The sequence below is a fragment of the Flavobacterium tructae genome, assembly GCF_001853485.1.
GTDB classification, from domain to species: Bacteria; Bacteroidota; Bacteroidia; order Flavobacteriales; family Flavobacteriaceae; genus Flavobacterium; species Flavobacterium tructae.
On sequence record NZ_MIKE01000022.1, the window covers coordinates 622844 to 638424 of the forward strand.

A 15581-nucleotide genomic window follows, 5' to 3' on the forward strand; every position below is an offset into this window, starting at 1 on the left:
CGAACTTAGCGGTTACTAAGCGCAATCTAAGAAAAAAACTTTGCGCTCCTTGCGGTTACTAAACGCAATCTAAGAAAAAACTTTGCGCCCTTTGCGGTTACTAAGCACAATCTAAGAAAAAAACTTTGCGCTCCTTGCGGTTACTAAACGCAATCTAAGAAAAAACTTTGCGCCCCTTGCGGTTAAATTTTATTCTCTTCTATTTTCTCAAAAAAAGCATCTTTAAAAGTTGCCCCAATCGGGAGTTCTTTCCCATTTGTAAAAACAGAAAAATTATCTGTTGACTCAATATGTTTTAAAGCTACCACATACGATTTATGAATTTGAACAAAACCTTTTTCGGGCAGTGATTCAACAACATTTTTCAGGGATGAATGTGTGATAATTTGTTGGTTGCCAGTATGAATACAAACATAATTCTGAAGACTTTCTACATATAAAATCTCCTCTAAAAACAGCTTTACAAACTTATTTTTTCCGTCGGTTTTAATAAAAATAAATTCAGCCGAATGGTTATCCGATACAACCTCTGTTTTTGAATCTCCATTTAGTTTGGAAACCGCCTGATAAAACCGTTCAAAAGCGATTGGTTTTAGTAAATAATCTACAGCATTCAATTCAAATCCCTCCAAAGCAAAATCAGGATAAGCCGTTGTAAAAATCACTTTTATCTCTTTAGAAATGATTCTCGAAAGCTGTAAACCTGTTAATTGCGGCATCTGAATATCCAGAAAAATAACATCAACACTATGCGTATTTAGAAATTCTAATGCTTTCAACGCATCATTGAAAACAGCTGTTTTTTCTAAAAAAGATACTTTCCCGATATAATTTTCCAGAATACGCGTTGCTGGCGGTTCATCATCAACAATGATACACTTCAATTTCATATTACTTTTTTAATGGTATTTTTAAATAAGTTTTAAAGGTATTCTTTTCTGCTATTTTCTCGAGTGTAAACTCACCTTTATAAGCATGCTCTAAACGTTTGCTAAGATTATCAAAACCAATTCCGGTTGAAGAATAATTTTCGCCTGTACCATTATAGTTAAAGGTTGACAGCTCTAAAAAATTTTCTTTTATTATGATAGCAATAACCGCTTTCTCTTCTTCTTTATTCAATTTTCCGTGTTTGAAAACGTTCTCAATAAAATGTACCAACACCGACGGAAGAATCTTTTCTGTTGAATAATTTCCTTCAATTACAAAATCCAGGTAAAGCTGATCTTCAAATCTTTTTTTCTGCAAATGAATGTAGTTTTCTACAAACTGAATTTCTTTGAAAAGCAATACCTCATCTTTCTCCGTTTCTGTAATGACATAACGCAGCAAATCCGACAGTACCAAAATATCCGAAGCCATCTCATCCTCTTTCAAAACCAACTGACTGTAAAAGGAATTTAAAGTATTAAACAAAAAATGCGGACTCACCTGCGATTTCAGCATTTGGAGTTCTGCCTTTTTATTTTCTAATACTAATTCCTGATTTTGTTTTTGCGTTTCCTGAAAATGAAAGAACAAATACGCCAGACTGCTCAAAATAACAGCAGGCAGGCCAAAGAAAAAATTATCCTTAATATAATAGCTGATCTCTCTGGTTTCTTTGGCATAATTATGAATTCCGGTAAGCTCATATAATATCACTTCCTGAACAAAATAACGTATTGCTGAAAAAATCAACAAGGAGACAGGAATACTCATCACAAACAAAAGAATTTTCTTTTTGTTTAAAAACCATTTACAAAAAGTGTGAAAATTTAAAAAGTAGACGATGAAGATTACCACTATAAAACTAATGTTAAACATAAAGGAAATCCTGTTGAATACAAGATCCAGATCCCGATTGTTTATCCCAATTTCCCAAAGATTAAAGGTGATATACAATCCCAGAAAAAGAAAGATATGATAAGACAATGGTATTTTTAGCTTCATAATAATATTGTTGTCCTTTCAAAAATACAACTATGACTTCATATGGATGCTATATTTATACAAAACCTCTATTTTGGGTGACGAACCATCAAAAACGATACACCAAATTTTTAAACCTAAAATTCCACGAGTTTACCAATTGAAATTTGACGTTCATCAAAAACTAAAATTTCACCTGAAGAGCTATGCTACATTTGTCCTGAATTTAAAAACCAATCATCATGAAAAAAATCACCTTACTATTACTTGCTCTTATCGCATTTAATACCGTTTCCGGACAGTCAAAGAAAAAACAAATACTTTTACTTGGAACCTTCCATTTTGAAAACCCGGGGCTTGACGTTGCTAAAGTAAATACCTTTAATGTAATGTCAGACAAAAGCCAGAAAGAACTGGAAAACATTACGAATAAAATTAAAAAGTTTGGTCCGAGCAAAATTTTTGTAGAATGGAATTATCAAAGACAAGACAAACTGGACAAATTCTACAATAGAAATACAGACAGTTTACTTCATAAACAATCAGATGAAATTGTACAAGTCGCATTAAGATCAGCTAAAAAATTAGGTCATAAAAAGTTATATGGCATTGATTACAACAACACCGACTTTCCATACGATAGTCTCGTAAAAGGAATGACAGCCGCCGGCCAGTTTGATTTAATCAAAAAGAATGAAGAAACTATGAAATATTATGAGAAGAGTCAAAATGAAAAAATTGCTAAATATTCACTGACTGAACTGCTGTTAGACATCAATACCAAAAAATCGAATGAAGACAATATTGGCTGGTATGTTGAAACGGCTACTAAAGGAGGTAAAACAGATGATTTTGTTGGTGCTTACTTAGTTTCGGAATGGTACAGAAGAAACCTTTATATGTATGCTTTAATTCAAAAACTAACCGAAAGTAAAGACGACAAAATAATGGTTTTATTAGGCGCCGGACATACGGCTATGATCAGGGAATTTGTTGAACACAATCCTGATTTTGAAATTATAGAACTGGCAACGGTTTTGAAATAGTCAGGGATCATTTAACCTCAAAGGGCGCTAAGAATTTAACTTAGGATTGTCAATAGAAACGCAAAGTTCGCAAAGCTATTTGTTCAAAAAAGCCACGAATTCACGAATTTTTATTCTCAAAGATTATAAAAAATAATTCGTGAATTCGTGGCTAAAAAACTTTGCGAACTTTGCGTAATTCTTTGCGTGCTTTACGGTTATAAAACAAAAAAAATCCACTCCTTTCGGAATGGATTTTCTATATCAATTGATTTCTTATTTAATTAAGAAAGAGCAGCTTTAACTTGGTCAGCAGCTTCCTGAAATTGAACAGCTGATAAAATTGGCATACCTGAGTTGTCAATTAATTCTTTTGCAATTTCAGCATTTGTTCCTTGCAAACGAACGATAATTGGCACATTGATAGCATCACCCATGTTTTTGTAAGCATCAACAACACCTTGAGCAACACGGTCACAACGAACGATTCCTCCGAAGATATTGATCAAAATAGCTTTTACGTTTGGATCTTTTAAGATGATACGGAAAGCTGTTTCAACACGTTTAGCATCAGCAGTTCCACCAACGTCTAAGAAGTTAGCAGGCTCAAAACCAGCATATTTAATTAAATCCATAGTTGCCATTGCAAGACCAGCTCCGTTTACCATACAACCTACAGTACCGTCAAGATCTACATAGTTCAATCCTACTTCTTTAGCTTCAACCTCGATCGGATTCTCCTCACGGATATCTCTCATCTCAGCATATTTTGGTTGTCTGTATAAAGCGTTATCGTCGATATTTACTTTAGCGTCAACAGCAAGAATTTTGTTATCTGAAGTTTTCAAAACCGGGTTGATTTCGAACATAGATGCATCAGAACCAACGTAAGCGTTGTATAAAGCATCGATGAATTTCACCATTTCTTTAAAAGCATTTCCAGTAACACCTAAGTTAAAAGCAATTCTTCTTGCCTGAAAACCTTGTAATCCAACAGTTGGATCAATTTCTTCTGTAAAGATTAAGTGTGGTGTATGCTCAGCAACTTCTTCGATATCCATTCCACCTTCAGTAGAATACATAATCATGTTACGTCCTGTACCTCTATTCAATAAAACAGAAACATAAAACTCAGAAGTTTCGCTTTCACCAGGATAGTAAACATCTTCAGCAACTAAAACTTTGTTTACTTTTTTACCCTCAGCAGAAGTTTGAGGAGTAATCAATTGCATTCCGATGATTTGTTCAGCAATTTCTTCAACTTGTTGCAAGTTTTTAGCCAACTTCACTCCACCACCTTTTCCACGTCCACCTGCGTGAATTTGTGCTTTTATCACATGCCATCCTGTACCAGTTTCGGCAGTTAATTGTTTTGCAGCAGCCACAGCTTCAACCGCATTGTTAGCCACAATTCCGCGTTGAATGCGTACTCCGTAACTTGCTAAAATTTCTTTTCCTTGATATTCGTGTATGTTCATAATATAGAATTTGTCTGGTTCTGAATTTATTTCAGAATAAAAGTGCGACAAAAGTAGCAAAAATCAACTTAATAGTAAAATCTTTTTCAATTAAAAAACGAGAGTGATATGCACGAAACGTTTATTCTTTTTGAAAGCAAAGAAATGGTTAAATAAATAATTTGTTAATATTAACTAGAAACCACTAAAACGTTTGATATTTAACAAAAATACCACCGTATTTGTTAGCCTTACAGCGATTTTTCATACTATATTTTAGTCTGTATTGTCATTTTAATAATTCGCAATGGCTAAAAAAACATTATTATCAATTAAGAAGTCTTTTTCTAATATTACAACAAAAATAAAAGCAAAACAGCTATTTCAATACATTATATTTAACGAAATCTCTATTTTTGTAAAAAAAATATCAAGAATGAAAGTTAAAGAACAAGGGCTTTATTTGCCTGAATTTGAACACGACAATTGTGGTGCAGGATTTATTTGTAATTTGAATGGTATTAAATCAAATGATATTATTCACAAAGCATTGGATATCTTAATAAAATTGGAACATCGTGGTGCAGTTAGTTCTGATGGAAGAACTGGAGACGGAGCTGGAATTTTATTCGACATCCCACATGATTTTTTTAAAAAAGTATGTGATTTTGAAATCCCTGAAACACGCGAGTATGCAGTAGGAATGGTTTTTTTACCAAAAAGCAAAAACCAGGTTTCTTTTTGTATGAACGCTTTCGAATCGACTATTAAGGATCAAAATTTAAAGATTCTGGGTTGGAGAGATGTACCGGTTGAAGTAGAAAATTTAGGGCAAATCGCCGCAGAAAAAGAACCAACAGTTAAACAGGTTTTTGTTAGCAAAAACGGTCAGGATTTAACTGAAAATGAATTTAATGCAAAACTTTTTGCAGCTAGAAAAATTGCCGAACATGCCATTAGAGGATCTAAAACCTCTGAAAGCCATATGTTTTATTTCTCTAGTTTATCGACAACTACCATAATATATAAAGGTCTCTTGATGCCGGAAGACATCAGCCGTTATTATGTTGACTTAAAAGATCCAGATTTAGTGACTCGTTTGGCATTAGTGCACCAACGTTTCTCTACCAATACATTCCCATCCTGGGACTTAGCACAGCCGTTTAGATACATGTGTCACAACGGTGAAATCAACACGCTTCGCGGAAACGTTAGTCGTATGCGTGCCCGTGAAGAATTGATGCAAAGCAAAATTTTTGGCGATGATATCAAAAAACTATTTCCAATTATCTTAGAAGGAAAATCAGATTCTGCTTCTATGGATATGGTAGTAGAGCTTTTACTAATGACAGGACGTTCCTTGCCGGAAGCCATGATGATGGTGGTTCCGGAAGCCTGGGAAAAACACCAGACCATGTCTCCGGAGAAAAAAGCCTTCTACGAGTTTAATGCTTGTATTATGGAACCTTGGGATGGCCCTGCCTCTATTCCGTTTACAGACGGTAACGTCATTGGTGCGTTATTAGATCGTAACGGATTGCGTCCATCGCGTTATACCTTAACCAAAAGCGGTTTTGTAATCATGTCATCAGAAATTGGTGTTTTGGATATCGATCCTGAAGATGTGATTCAACACGGTCGTTTAGAGCCCGGGAAAATGTTTCTGGTAGACATGAACGAAGGCCGTATTATCGAAGACGACGAGGTAAAGAAATCAATCGTTACCAAACGTCCTTACAAAGAATGGATCGATGCTAACTTATTGCCTTTATCTAAAATACCGTATACCAATAACCCAACACCGGTTGAGAAACTGGATTTCCTAACCAGACAAAAATTATTTGGCTATACGATTGAAGATTTAAAAACCATCATTAACCCAATGGGAGGTCAGGGAGCTGAAGCCATCAGTTCTATGGGTAACGATACGCCTTTGGCTGTTTTATCAGACCAGCCGCAATTGTTGTACAACTACTTCAAGCAATTGTTTGCACAGGTGACTAACCCGCCTTTAGACGGTATTCGTGAGGAGATCATTACTGATATCAGTTTAGCCATTGGCGGTGATTTCAATATCTTTGAAATTGAATCTAAGCAGTGTAAAAAACTAAAAATCCAAAATCCGGTTATTTCCAATGAGGATTTGGATAAAATCAGAAACATTGACCACGTTGATTTCAAATCGGCTACTATTTCTACCTTATATAAAATAGAAAAAGGAGTTAACGGACTGGAGCGCGCACTTGAAAGATGTGTTGAGGCAACTTTTAAAGCCGTTTCTGAAGGATGCAATGTTATTATTTTATCAGACCGAGGCGTAAGCGAAGAACTGGCTCCAATACCAATGTTACTGGCTTGTTCGTACATTCATCACTCTTTAAACATCCTTCAGGTTCGTTCAAAATTCGGAATCATAATTGAATCTGCAGAGCCTCGTGAACCGCATCATTTTGCTTTATTGTTCGGATACGGAGCAAGTGCGATCAATCCTTACATGGTAAATGAAATTATTCATGATCAGGTGAATCAGGGCTTTATCAAAGGTGTAAAAGCAGATTATGCGATTGTAAATTACAACAAAGCCATTGCAAAAGGAATCGTTAAAATCATGAACAAAATTGGGATCTCTACTTTACATTCGTACAGAGCTGCTCAGATTTTCGAGATTTTAGGACTGAACAAAACTTTTACTTCAAAATACTTCCCTTACACCCCATCGCGAATTGAAGGAATTGGTTTGATGGAAGTCGAAAAAGAAGTCAAGAAACGTTTCCAAAAAGCATTTCCAAATTCAAAAATTGCCAACTTACTTTCCCTTGAAATTGGAGGTATTTACAGATGGAGACGCGGTGGAGAGAAACACATGTTCAACCCCACCACTATTTCTAAATTACAACAGGCCGTTCGTTTAAACAGTCCTGAAAGCTATAAAGAATATTCTAATATGGTCAATGAGCAAAGCTCAAACTTAATGACGATCAGAGGTTTATTCGAATTCAATAATTTAGATCCAATTTCTATTGATGAAGTAGAATCATGGACTGAAATTGTGAAGAAATTCAAAACCGGAGCGATGTCTTACGGATCGATCAGTAGAGAAGCGCACGAGAATTTAGCGATTGCCATGAACAGAATTGGCGGAAAAAGTAATTCCGGAGAAGGTGGAGAAGATCCAAAACGTTTCCAGAAAGAAATTAACGGAGATTCCAGAAACAGTGCGATCAAACAAGTGGCATCGGGACGTTTTGGTGTTTCGATCAACTATTTGACCAACGCCAAAGAAATCCAGATTAAAATGGCTCAGGGCGCTAAACCGGGTGAAGGTGGACAGCTTCCTGGAGAAAAAGTAGTGCCCTGGATTGCCGAAACCAGAAACTCTACCCCTTATGTAGGTTTGATTTCGCCTCCGCCACACCACGACATTTACTCTATTGAAGATTTGTCTCAGTTGATTTACGACTTGAAAAATGCCAATCGTGAAGCTCGTGTCAATGTAAAATTAGTTTCTGAAGTTGGCGTTGGAACCATCGCAGCCGGTGTTGCCAAAGCAAAAGCTGACGTAATCTTAATTTCTGGTTACGACGGAGGAACCGGTGCTGCACCCTTAACGTCTTTACAGCACACTGGTATTCCATGGGAACTTGGTTTAGCCGAAGCGCAGCAAACTCTAATCTTAAACGATTTAAGAAGCCGTGTGGTTCTGGAATGTGACGGACAGCTAAAAACGGGTCGTGACGTAGCGATAGCCGCTTTATTAGGAGCAGAAGAATTTGGTTTTGCAACGGCTCCGCTGGTAGCCTCAGGATGTATTATGATGAGAGCTTGTCACTTGAATACCTGTCCGGTTGGTATTGCCACTCAGGATCCTGAATTAAGAAAAAACTTCAAAGGAACTCCGGAGCACGTCATCAACTTCATGTATTTTATTGCTGAAGAACTGCGAGAAATCATGGCGCAATTAGGCTTCAGAACATTAAAAGAAATGGTGGGTCAGTCGCAAAAATTAAATGTAAACAAAGCGATCCAACATTACAAAGCCAATGGCTTAGACTTATCATCGATTCTGTACAAACCGGAAAAAGCCAAAACGGTTCCAAATCACAACACAACACAACAAGATCACCAGCTTGAAAATGTATTGGATTTTGATATCATTAAAGAAGCAATTCCTTCTATTTACAGAAAAGAAAAAACCAGAGTTACCTTTAAAATTAAAAATACAGACCGTTCTGTAGGTGCGATTTTGAGTAATGAAATCTCAAAAATTTATGGCGCACAAGGATTACCTGATGATACTATTTTAGTTGATTTTGAAGGTTCTGCCGGACAAAGTTTTGGTGCTTTTGCAACAAATGGATTGTCGTTTAAAATTCACGGAAACTGTAATGATTACTTAGGAAAAGGACTTTCGGGAGGAAAATTAATTGTAAAAGTACCTCCTACTGCCACTTTCAAACCCGAAGAAAATATCATTATCGGGAACGTTGCCCTTTACGGTGCTATTACCGGAGAGGCTTATATTAATGGAATTGCCGGAGAGCGTTTCTGTGTTAGAAATTCCGGAGCAACAGCAGTTGTTGAAGGAATTGGAGATCACGGATGCGAATACATGACGGGAGGTACAGTAGTTGTTTTAGGAAAAACAGGACGAAACTTCGCCGCAGGTATGAGCGGCGGTGTTGCTTATGTGTACGATCCGAATCAACAATTCGATGCAAGAGTATGCAACATGGAAATGGTTGCTTTTGATCCTATCGAAGACGAGGACGTGAGAAAACTAAGAAAACTGATCAAAAACCACTCTCTGTACACCAACAGTCCATTAGCCAAAAGAATTTTAGCAGACTGGGAAAATGAACAGCAAAATTTCGTAAAAGTAATGCCAACAGATTACAAAAAAGCATTACAACGAATTGCAGAAGAGAAAAAAATAGAAGAATTAATAGCGGGATAAAACATCAATTTCAAAAATCAAAAATCAATTTCAATGACAATGTCTTCCTGAGCGAAGTCGAAGGAAGCGAAGTCGAAGAATTGAAATTTGGTTTTTTAGGAAATTGTAATTTTAATAAAAATGTCATGGGTAAAATAGGCGGATTTAAAGAATATAACAGAGCCGACGAAAGTAATATAGCAGTTGCAGAACGTGTTACGAACTACAACGAATTTACAATTCCGTTAGCAAAAGATAAAATAAAAGAACAAGGTTCGAGATGTATGGATTGTGGTATTCCTTTTTGCCACAGTTCCTGTCCGTTGGGGAATTTAATTCCTGATTTCAACGATATGGTACATCAGGAAAAATGGCAAAGTGCTTTAGAGATTTTACAGTCTACCAATAACTTTCCGGAATTCACAGGCCGCTTATGCCCTGCTCCATGTGAGAAATCATGTGTATTAGGAATCATCAAAGAGCCCGTTGCCATCGAAAACATCGAAAAAAACATCATCGAAAGAGGTTTTGCCGAAGGCTGGATCAAACCACAGGCCCCAAAAACCAGAACCGGAAAAACAGTTGCGGTTATTGGTTCAGGACCTGCAGGGTTGGCTGCCGCTCAGCAATTAAACAGAGCCGGTCATACCGTTACCGTTTTTGAAAGAGACAACGCCATAGGAGGTTTATTACGTTACGGAATTCCAAATTTCAAATTAGAAAAAGGAATCATCGACAGACGTGTAGCAATCCTTGAAGCGGAAGGAATCACTTTTAAAACCAATGTAAATGTTGGCGTAAACTATAGCGTAGCCGAATTAAATTCTTTCGATTCTATCGTATTGTGCGGTGGCGCAACCGAAAGAAGAAGTTTACCAACTAAAGGTATCGAAAGTAAAGGCGTTGTTCAGGCTATGGATTTCTTAACTCAGCAGACTAAAGTTTTGTTTGGAGAATCAATTCATGATCAGGTTATGGCTACCGGTAAAGATGTAATCGTAATTGGCGGTGGAGACACCGGTTCAGATTGTATCGGAACTTCTAACAGGCATGGTGCAAAATCGGTAACCAACTTTGAGATTTTACCAAAACCTCCGGTTGGAAGAAGCGAAACAACTCCTTGGCCTTTTTGGCCGCTACAGTTAAAAACCTCATCTTCTCACGAAGAAGGCTGCGACAGGAACTGGTTGATCAATACCAAAGAATTCTTATCGAACGACAAAGGAGAACTGGTAGGATTAAAAACCGTTGAAGTACAATGGAAAATGACTCCGGGTCAGCGTCCTGAATTAATCGAAAAAGAAGGTTCAGAGAAAATATGGCCATGCGATTTAGCTTTATTGGCTTTAGGATTTACAGGTCCTGAGAAAACTTTAAGCGAGCAATTAGGTCTGGAAATCGATATGAGAAACAACTATAAAGCCAAAAATTATCAGACGAATGTTCCGCACATTTTCACTGCCGGTGATATGCGAAGAGGACAGTCCTTAATTGTATGGGCCATTTCAGAAGGCCGTGAAGCAGCAAGAGAAGTCGATTTGTTCTTGATGGGTTCTACCAATTTACCAACCAAAGGAAACGGAGATTTGCCTAGTTTATAAGTCACAGACTCCTTAACCTTTGTAAAAATAAAAGCCCCTTTTTGAAATCAAAAAGGGGCTTTGTTATGAAATATTAAAATTACACTTCAAATTACTAAATTTAAAAATTATACTGAATTTGTAAAGTGGCACGTCTTCCCGGAGCATTCACAAAATCTTTATCTCTCGCTTGCCACCAGGCAATATTGGGAGCGTAATCTTTATTAAATAAGTTCTCCACTCCCAGCGCTAATCGGAATGATTTATTGATAAGATAAGAACTGCTTAAATTAAAGACCGTATATTTTTTTACTGGACCTTCGTTAAAACTATACAAGTTTGTGGTTGGATTTGGATCAAATCGGTCTCTTTTGAAGTTATGTAAAGAACTTAATTCAATATCTAAATTTTTCAACGGACGAATCTGAACATAAGTCGTAAGTTTTGGAGCCATTATTCGGGATCCGTTAATATATTTTTCGTACGATCCGTTATTGTCATTATCGACCTTCCCTTCTATCCAGGCAAAAGCACCTCCAAAACTTAGAAATTCTATTGGATTAAAACCTACAACGGCCTCATATCCCCAGATGTTTTCGGGAGCACGCTGCATCGCAAAAGAACCATCAGCTGACTGAATTGATGTAGCCCCTAATTGTGATGTGCTCCAGAAACTGGTTACCTCATAGTTGAACCACTTTTTAATCGCTCCGGCTACTCCCATTTCGTAATTGTTTACAATAATAGGATCCGTTGGTAATTTTGAAATCACACTTTCAGTAGACGTTCTTAAAATACGCCCTACCTCATTGATCGAAAAGGATTGAGAATAACTCGTAAAAACATTTACTTCCGGCATAATGTTATATCTTAATCCGATGTTTCCAACAAGAGCGTTGTAATCTAATTCACCTCCCTGAACAAAAATACTCTTGGTGTACGTATTGTTTTTAGCATTCAATACCGGCAATGTGTTGAAATCATCTGCTTTCACCTTAATATTTTCATATCGCGCACCTGCTTTTAAGGTAAATTTACCCCAGGCATCAAATTTAATCAATGCAAAAGGCGCAGTATTCAGCATTTTCATTTGAGGAGTCCAAAAACGACCGTCTTCTAATTTTTGAACCGTTTTGTCCTGAAGTAAATCCAAACCATAAATCACCTCTGCTTTGTAGGTGTCATTTGCAAAAAGACGGGAATCAAAATTAACGCGAAGCCCTTTCTTTTGTGAAGCCACATTGGATTGACCTCCGTTTAAAAACTGATCTCTGTCATACGAATAAACCGTTCTGAAATCTTGTGCATAAAGATTAACATCCAAAGAAGTATTGTTCCAAATCTCCGAGTTCGAATACGCTACTCTAAAATTATGGTTTCTCGGAGTTCCCTCAGGCGTTCCCAAACGTCCACCGGCGTCCACTCCAATCGTTGGGATTTCTCCCCATTTACCAATCTTAACATCCTGATCTAAAAATGATTTTGAAGCATACCCCATGTACGAGAACTCTAACCTTTGGGTATCAGTTAGTGCATATCCTATTTTAAACAATCCGTTATAGGTATTTAAATTCGATAAGCTATAAAACGGCGAAAGGTTTACTCCGTTAGCATCTTTAGCAACACCTGATCTTTCCTGTGTAAAACCAACAACGTAATCGAGTTTTTTTAGTTTTCCAGCCAAAGAAAGTGAAGCTCTGTAACCAAATGATTCTGCAAAAGTTTTGGGTTGTGTGATCAAACCTAACTGTACCGAACCGCTAATTTTTTCTTCAGAATGGCTTTTCTTTGTAATATAATTGATGATCCCTCCATCGGCACCATTCCCATAAATTGAAGTTGCACCTTTAATAACTTCCACTCTTTCGATAGACGAAGGATCAATTACCTGAAGGTCTCTACCTCCATTTCGCAAAGGTGTAGACTGCGGTATTCCATCAATCATAACCAAAAACGGCCTTCCTCTTAAAGTCTGACCGAAATTTGAAGTTTGGTTACTCGCGGTCGCTAAACCCGGAACTGTATATTGCAAAATATTACCGATATTCGAATTTACCAAGGTCTGACTTTGGATTTTTTTCGCTCCAACAATCGTAATAGAAGAAACAACCTCTTTTATACTCTCTTTTTTTCGGCTTGCAGTTACAATAATGTCATCTAAATTATTAGTCTGCAAACTGTCTTTTGATTTTTCCTGAGCAAACCCCACCGATGTTGTAAGGATAATCAAGCAAAATGTAATAATCTTTTTCATAAATAATCTCTAATAATGTAATTTTGGCGCAAATATAATTTTAATTCACTCTAAATAAGAATTAGAAACCATTAAAAGTTAAAAAAACTTTAAATGTTTATTTTATAACAATTTGTTACAATTTGTTATTTTTCAATTTAAAATTTGTCAATCGGCAAAAGAGTAATAAGTTTGCTGAAAATAGTTTACAGATGCAAGCAAAAGATTTACTGCAGTTAGCAGACCAATTTGGAAGTCCATTATATGTATATGATGCCGAAAAAATCCAATCTCAGTACAACAGGTTAACTAAAGCTTTCTCTAAGGTAGAAAACTTAAGAGTTAATTATGCCATGAAGGCATTGTCTAACGTTGCCATTCTTCAGCTATTAAAGAACATGGGGTCTGGCCTGGATACTGTATCTATTCAGGAAGTTCAATTAGGCCTTCATGCCGGCTATGATCCTGACAAAATTTTCTTTACACCAAACGGAGTTTCTTTAGAAGAAATCGAAGAAGTTGCCGCAATGGGTGTACAGATCAATATTGATAATTTATCTATTTTAGAGCAATTCGGGACCAAACATCCTAATATACCGGTATGTATCCGTATCAATCCACACGTAATGGCGGGTGGAAATGCTAATATTTCCGTTGGACATATTGATAGTAAATTCGGAATCTCTGTTCACCAGATACCGCATATTTTACGAATTGTTGAAAACACAAAAATGCATATTGTGGGGATTCACATGCACACAGGATCAGATATTTTAGATATCGAAGTATTCTTGTATGCAGCTGAAATCTTATTTGATACGGCTAAACATTTCAAAGAATTACAGTTCTTAGATTTCGGAAGCGGATTCAAAGTACCTTACAAAAAAGACGATATCGAAACGGATATTGAAGAATTAGGTAAAAAATTATCTAAAAGATTCAATTCTTTCTGCACAGAATACGGTAGAGATTTAACGTTGATTTTCGAGCCCGGAAAATTCCTCGTGAGCGAAGCTGGTTTCTTCTTAGCCAAAGTAAACGTAGTAAAACAAACCACTTCGACAGTTTTCGCAGGGGTTGACAGTGGTTTCAATCACTTAATCCGTCCGATGTTTTACGGTTCACAGCACCATATTGAAAACATCTCCAATCCAAAAGGAAAAGAGCGTTTTTACTCGGTAGTAGGTTACATCTGCGAAACGGATACTTTTGCCAACAACCGCAGAATTTCAGAAATTACAGAAGGCGATATCTTAGCGTTCAGAAATGCAGGAGCTTATTGTTTCTCTATGTCTTCGAACTACAATTCAAGATACAAACCAGCTGAAGTTTTATGGATGAACGGTCAGGGAATCCTGATTCGTGCTCACGAAACTTTCGAAGATTTACTAAAAAATCAAATTCCGTTGCCACAAGAAATTGCAGCAACAGTTTAAAATAAAAAAAAAGAGAATATCACCGAAGTCCCGTTTCTTAATTGAGGCGGGATTTTTTTTTACAGTTTTTAGATTTATGCCCCGTCAGGCTGAGCGAAGTCGAAGCCTCAGCCCAATCTTGTCATTTAGACAGGGAAGACTCGAGCGATAGCGACTGACGAAGTAAATCATACTACTTGATCGACAAAAATAGTCGTCAATATAGCACACGGATGACACGGATCCGCTTTGCGAAAACACGGACTATGACGGATTTTTTTTCTTATAATCTTCTAAATTTAATCTTGCCTTTTCTGAACTAAGGAGAAATGACAAACTTCACTAAAATCTCTTTGGCACAACAAACCCGACAGGTTTTAAAAACCTGTCGCGTTTAAACGATCCTATAAATTTTTAATGAAGCACACTATTCGTTCAACTTCGGTAAAACCAGTTTTTTGATGGAAATCAATGCTTGCTGAATTCCCCAAATCGGTGTCGGAAGCAATTTGCTTAAGTCCTTTTTGTTTCGCCCAGTTTTCAGCAACTTTTGTCAATCTTCTGGCAATACCTTGTTTTTGATACGCTGGCTTTACGTAAATAGCTTCAATGTAGGCAACGGGTAAGTCTTCTGCACCTTCAACATAGTCATTTCGCGTACTTAAATGTACAAACGCAATGTAGTCTTCTTGATCCTTAACCACATAACAAATTTCATTTTCTGAATCTATAATCGCTTTATAACTTTCAACTTCTTCGTCAAACGAACAGTCGTTCCAAAGCTCTAAAACTAATTCGACAAGTTGTTTTAAATTTTGTGATGAAATTACTTCAATGTTCATTTTAAAATTCTGCTCTTTATTAATTTAACAATTCAGTCAAAATTATGCAAATTCTATATAAGATGTTTCATTAGAGCGTACTTAACGTATAAATGCGTTATCCGAATAAGTACCATTCAAACCCGACAGGTTTTAAGAACCTGTCGGATTTACAATTTTACTGCTTCGCAAAAAATGAATTTCAA

9 protein-coding genes are annotated in these 15581 nt (G+C 36.6%); 4 read left to right on the top strand and 5 right to left on the bottom strand.

Going from position 1 to position 15581, the window contains the following annotated elements:
- Positions 1-182: 182 nt before the first annotated feature.
- Positions 183-890 (bottom strand): LytR/AlgR family response regulator transcription factor, encoded by a 708-nt coding sequence (locus BHE19_RS10385; RefSeq protein WP_070907042.1) that lies wholly within the window; start codon positions 888-890, stop codon positions 183-185.
- A gap of 1 nt (position 891) precedes the next feature.
- Entirely contained in the window at positions 892-1932 is a 1041-nt protein-coding gene (locus BHE19_RS10390) for a sensor histidine kinase (protein WP_070907043.1), read from the bottom strand.
- 221 nt (positions 1933-2153) lie between these two features.
- Here BHE19_RS10390 and BHE19_RS10395 point away from each other — a divergent pair, with 221 nt between their 5' ends.
- Positions 2154-2957 (top strand): DUF5694 domain-containing protein, encoded by an 804-nt coding sequence (locus tag BHE19_RS10395; RefSeq protein ID WP_070907044.1) that lies wholly within the window; start codon positions 2154-2156, stop codon positions 2955-2957.
- Positions 2958-3220: 263 nt separating this feature from the next.
- Here BHE19_RS10395 and sucC read toward each other — a convergent pair whose 3' ends face one another.
- Entirely contained in the window at positions 3221-4414 is a 1194-nt protein-coding gene (sucC, locus tag BHE19_RS10400; RefSeq protein WP_017495457.1) for an ADP-forming succinate--CoA ligase subunit beta, read from the bottom strand.
- A gap of 415 nt (positions 4415-4829) precedes the next feature.
- On the opposite strand from sucC, the gene gltB reads away from it, so the two are divergent.
- Together gltB and BHE19_RS10410 are read left to right on the top strand one after the other, a co-directional pair.
- Positions 4830-9347: a glutamate synthase large subunit gene (gene gltB / locus BHE19_RS10405; RefSeq protein ID WP_070907152.1), complete on the top strand. Its 4518-nt coding sequence runs from the start codon at positions 4830-4832 to the stop codon at positions 9345-9347.
- 125 nt (positions 9348-9472) lie between these two features.
- Positions 9473-10927, top strand: coding sequence for a glutamate synthase subunit beta (locus BHE19_RS10410; protein WP_070907045.1), 1455 nt, complete (start codon positions 9473-9475; stop codon positions 10925-10927).
- Between the two features lie 100 nt (positions 10928-11027).
- Here BHE19_RS10410 and BHE19_RS10415 read toward each other — a convergent pair whose 3' ends face one another.
- Positions 11028-13160 (bottom strand): TonB-dependent receptor, encoded by a 2133-nt coding sequence (locus tag BHE19_RS10415; RefSeq protein WP_070907046.1) that lies wholly within the window; start codon positions 13158-13160, stop codon positions 11028-11030.
- A 122-nt stretch (positions 13161-13282) separates the two neighbouring features.
- Here BHE19_RS10415 and lysA point away from each other — a divergent pair, with 122 nt between their 5' ends.
- Positions 13283-14575 (top strand): diaminopimelate decarboxylase, encoded by a 1293-nt coding sequence (gene lysA / locus BHE19_RS10420; RefSeq protein ID WP_255348295.1) that lies wholly within the window; start codon positions 13283-13285, stop codon positions 14573-14575.
- A 383-nt stretch (positions 14576-14958) separates the two neighbouring features.
- Here lysA and aac(6') read toward each other — a convergent pair whose 3' ends face one another.
- Positions 14959-15396, bottom strand: a complete 438-nt coding sequence (aac(6'), locus tag BHE19_RS10425) for an aminoglycoside 6'-N-acetyltransferase (protein ID WP_070907047.1) — start codon at positions 15394-15396, stop codon at positions 14959-14961.
- Positions 15397-15581 lie beyond the last annotated feature (185 nt).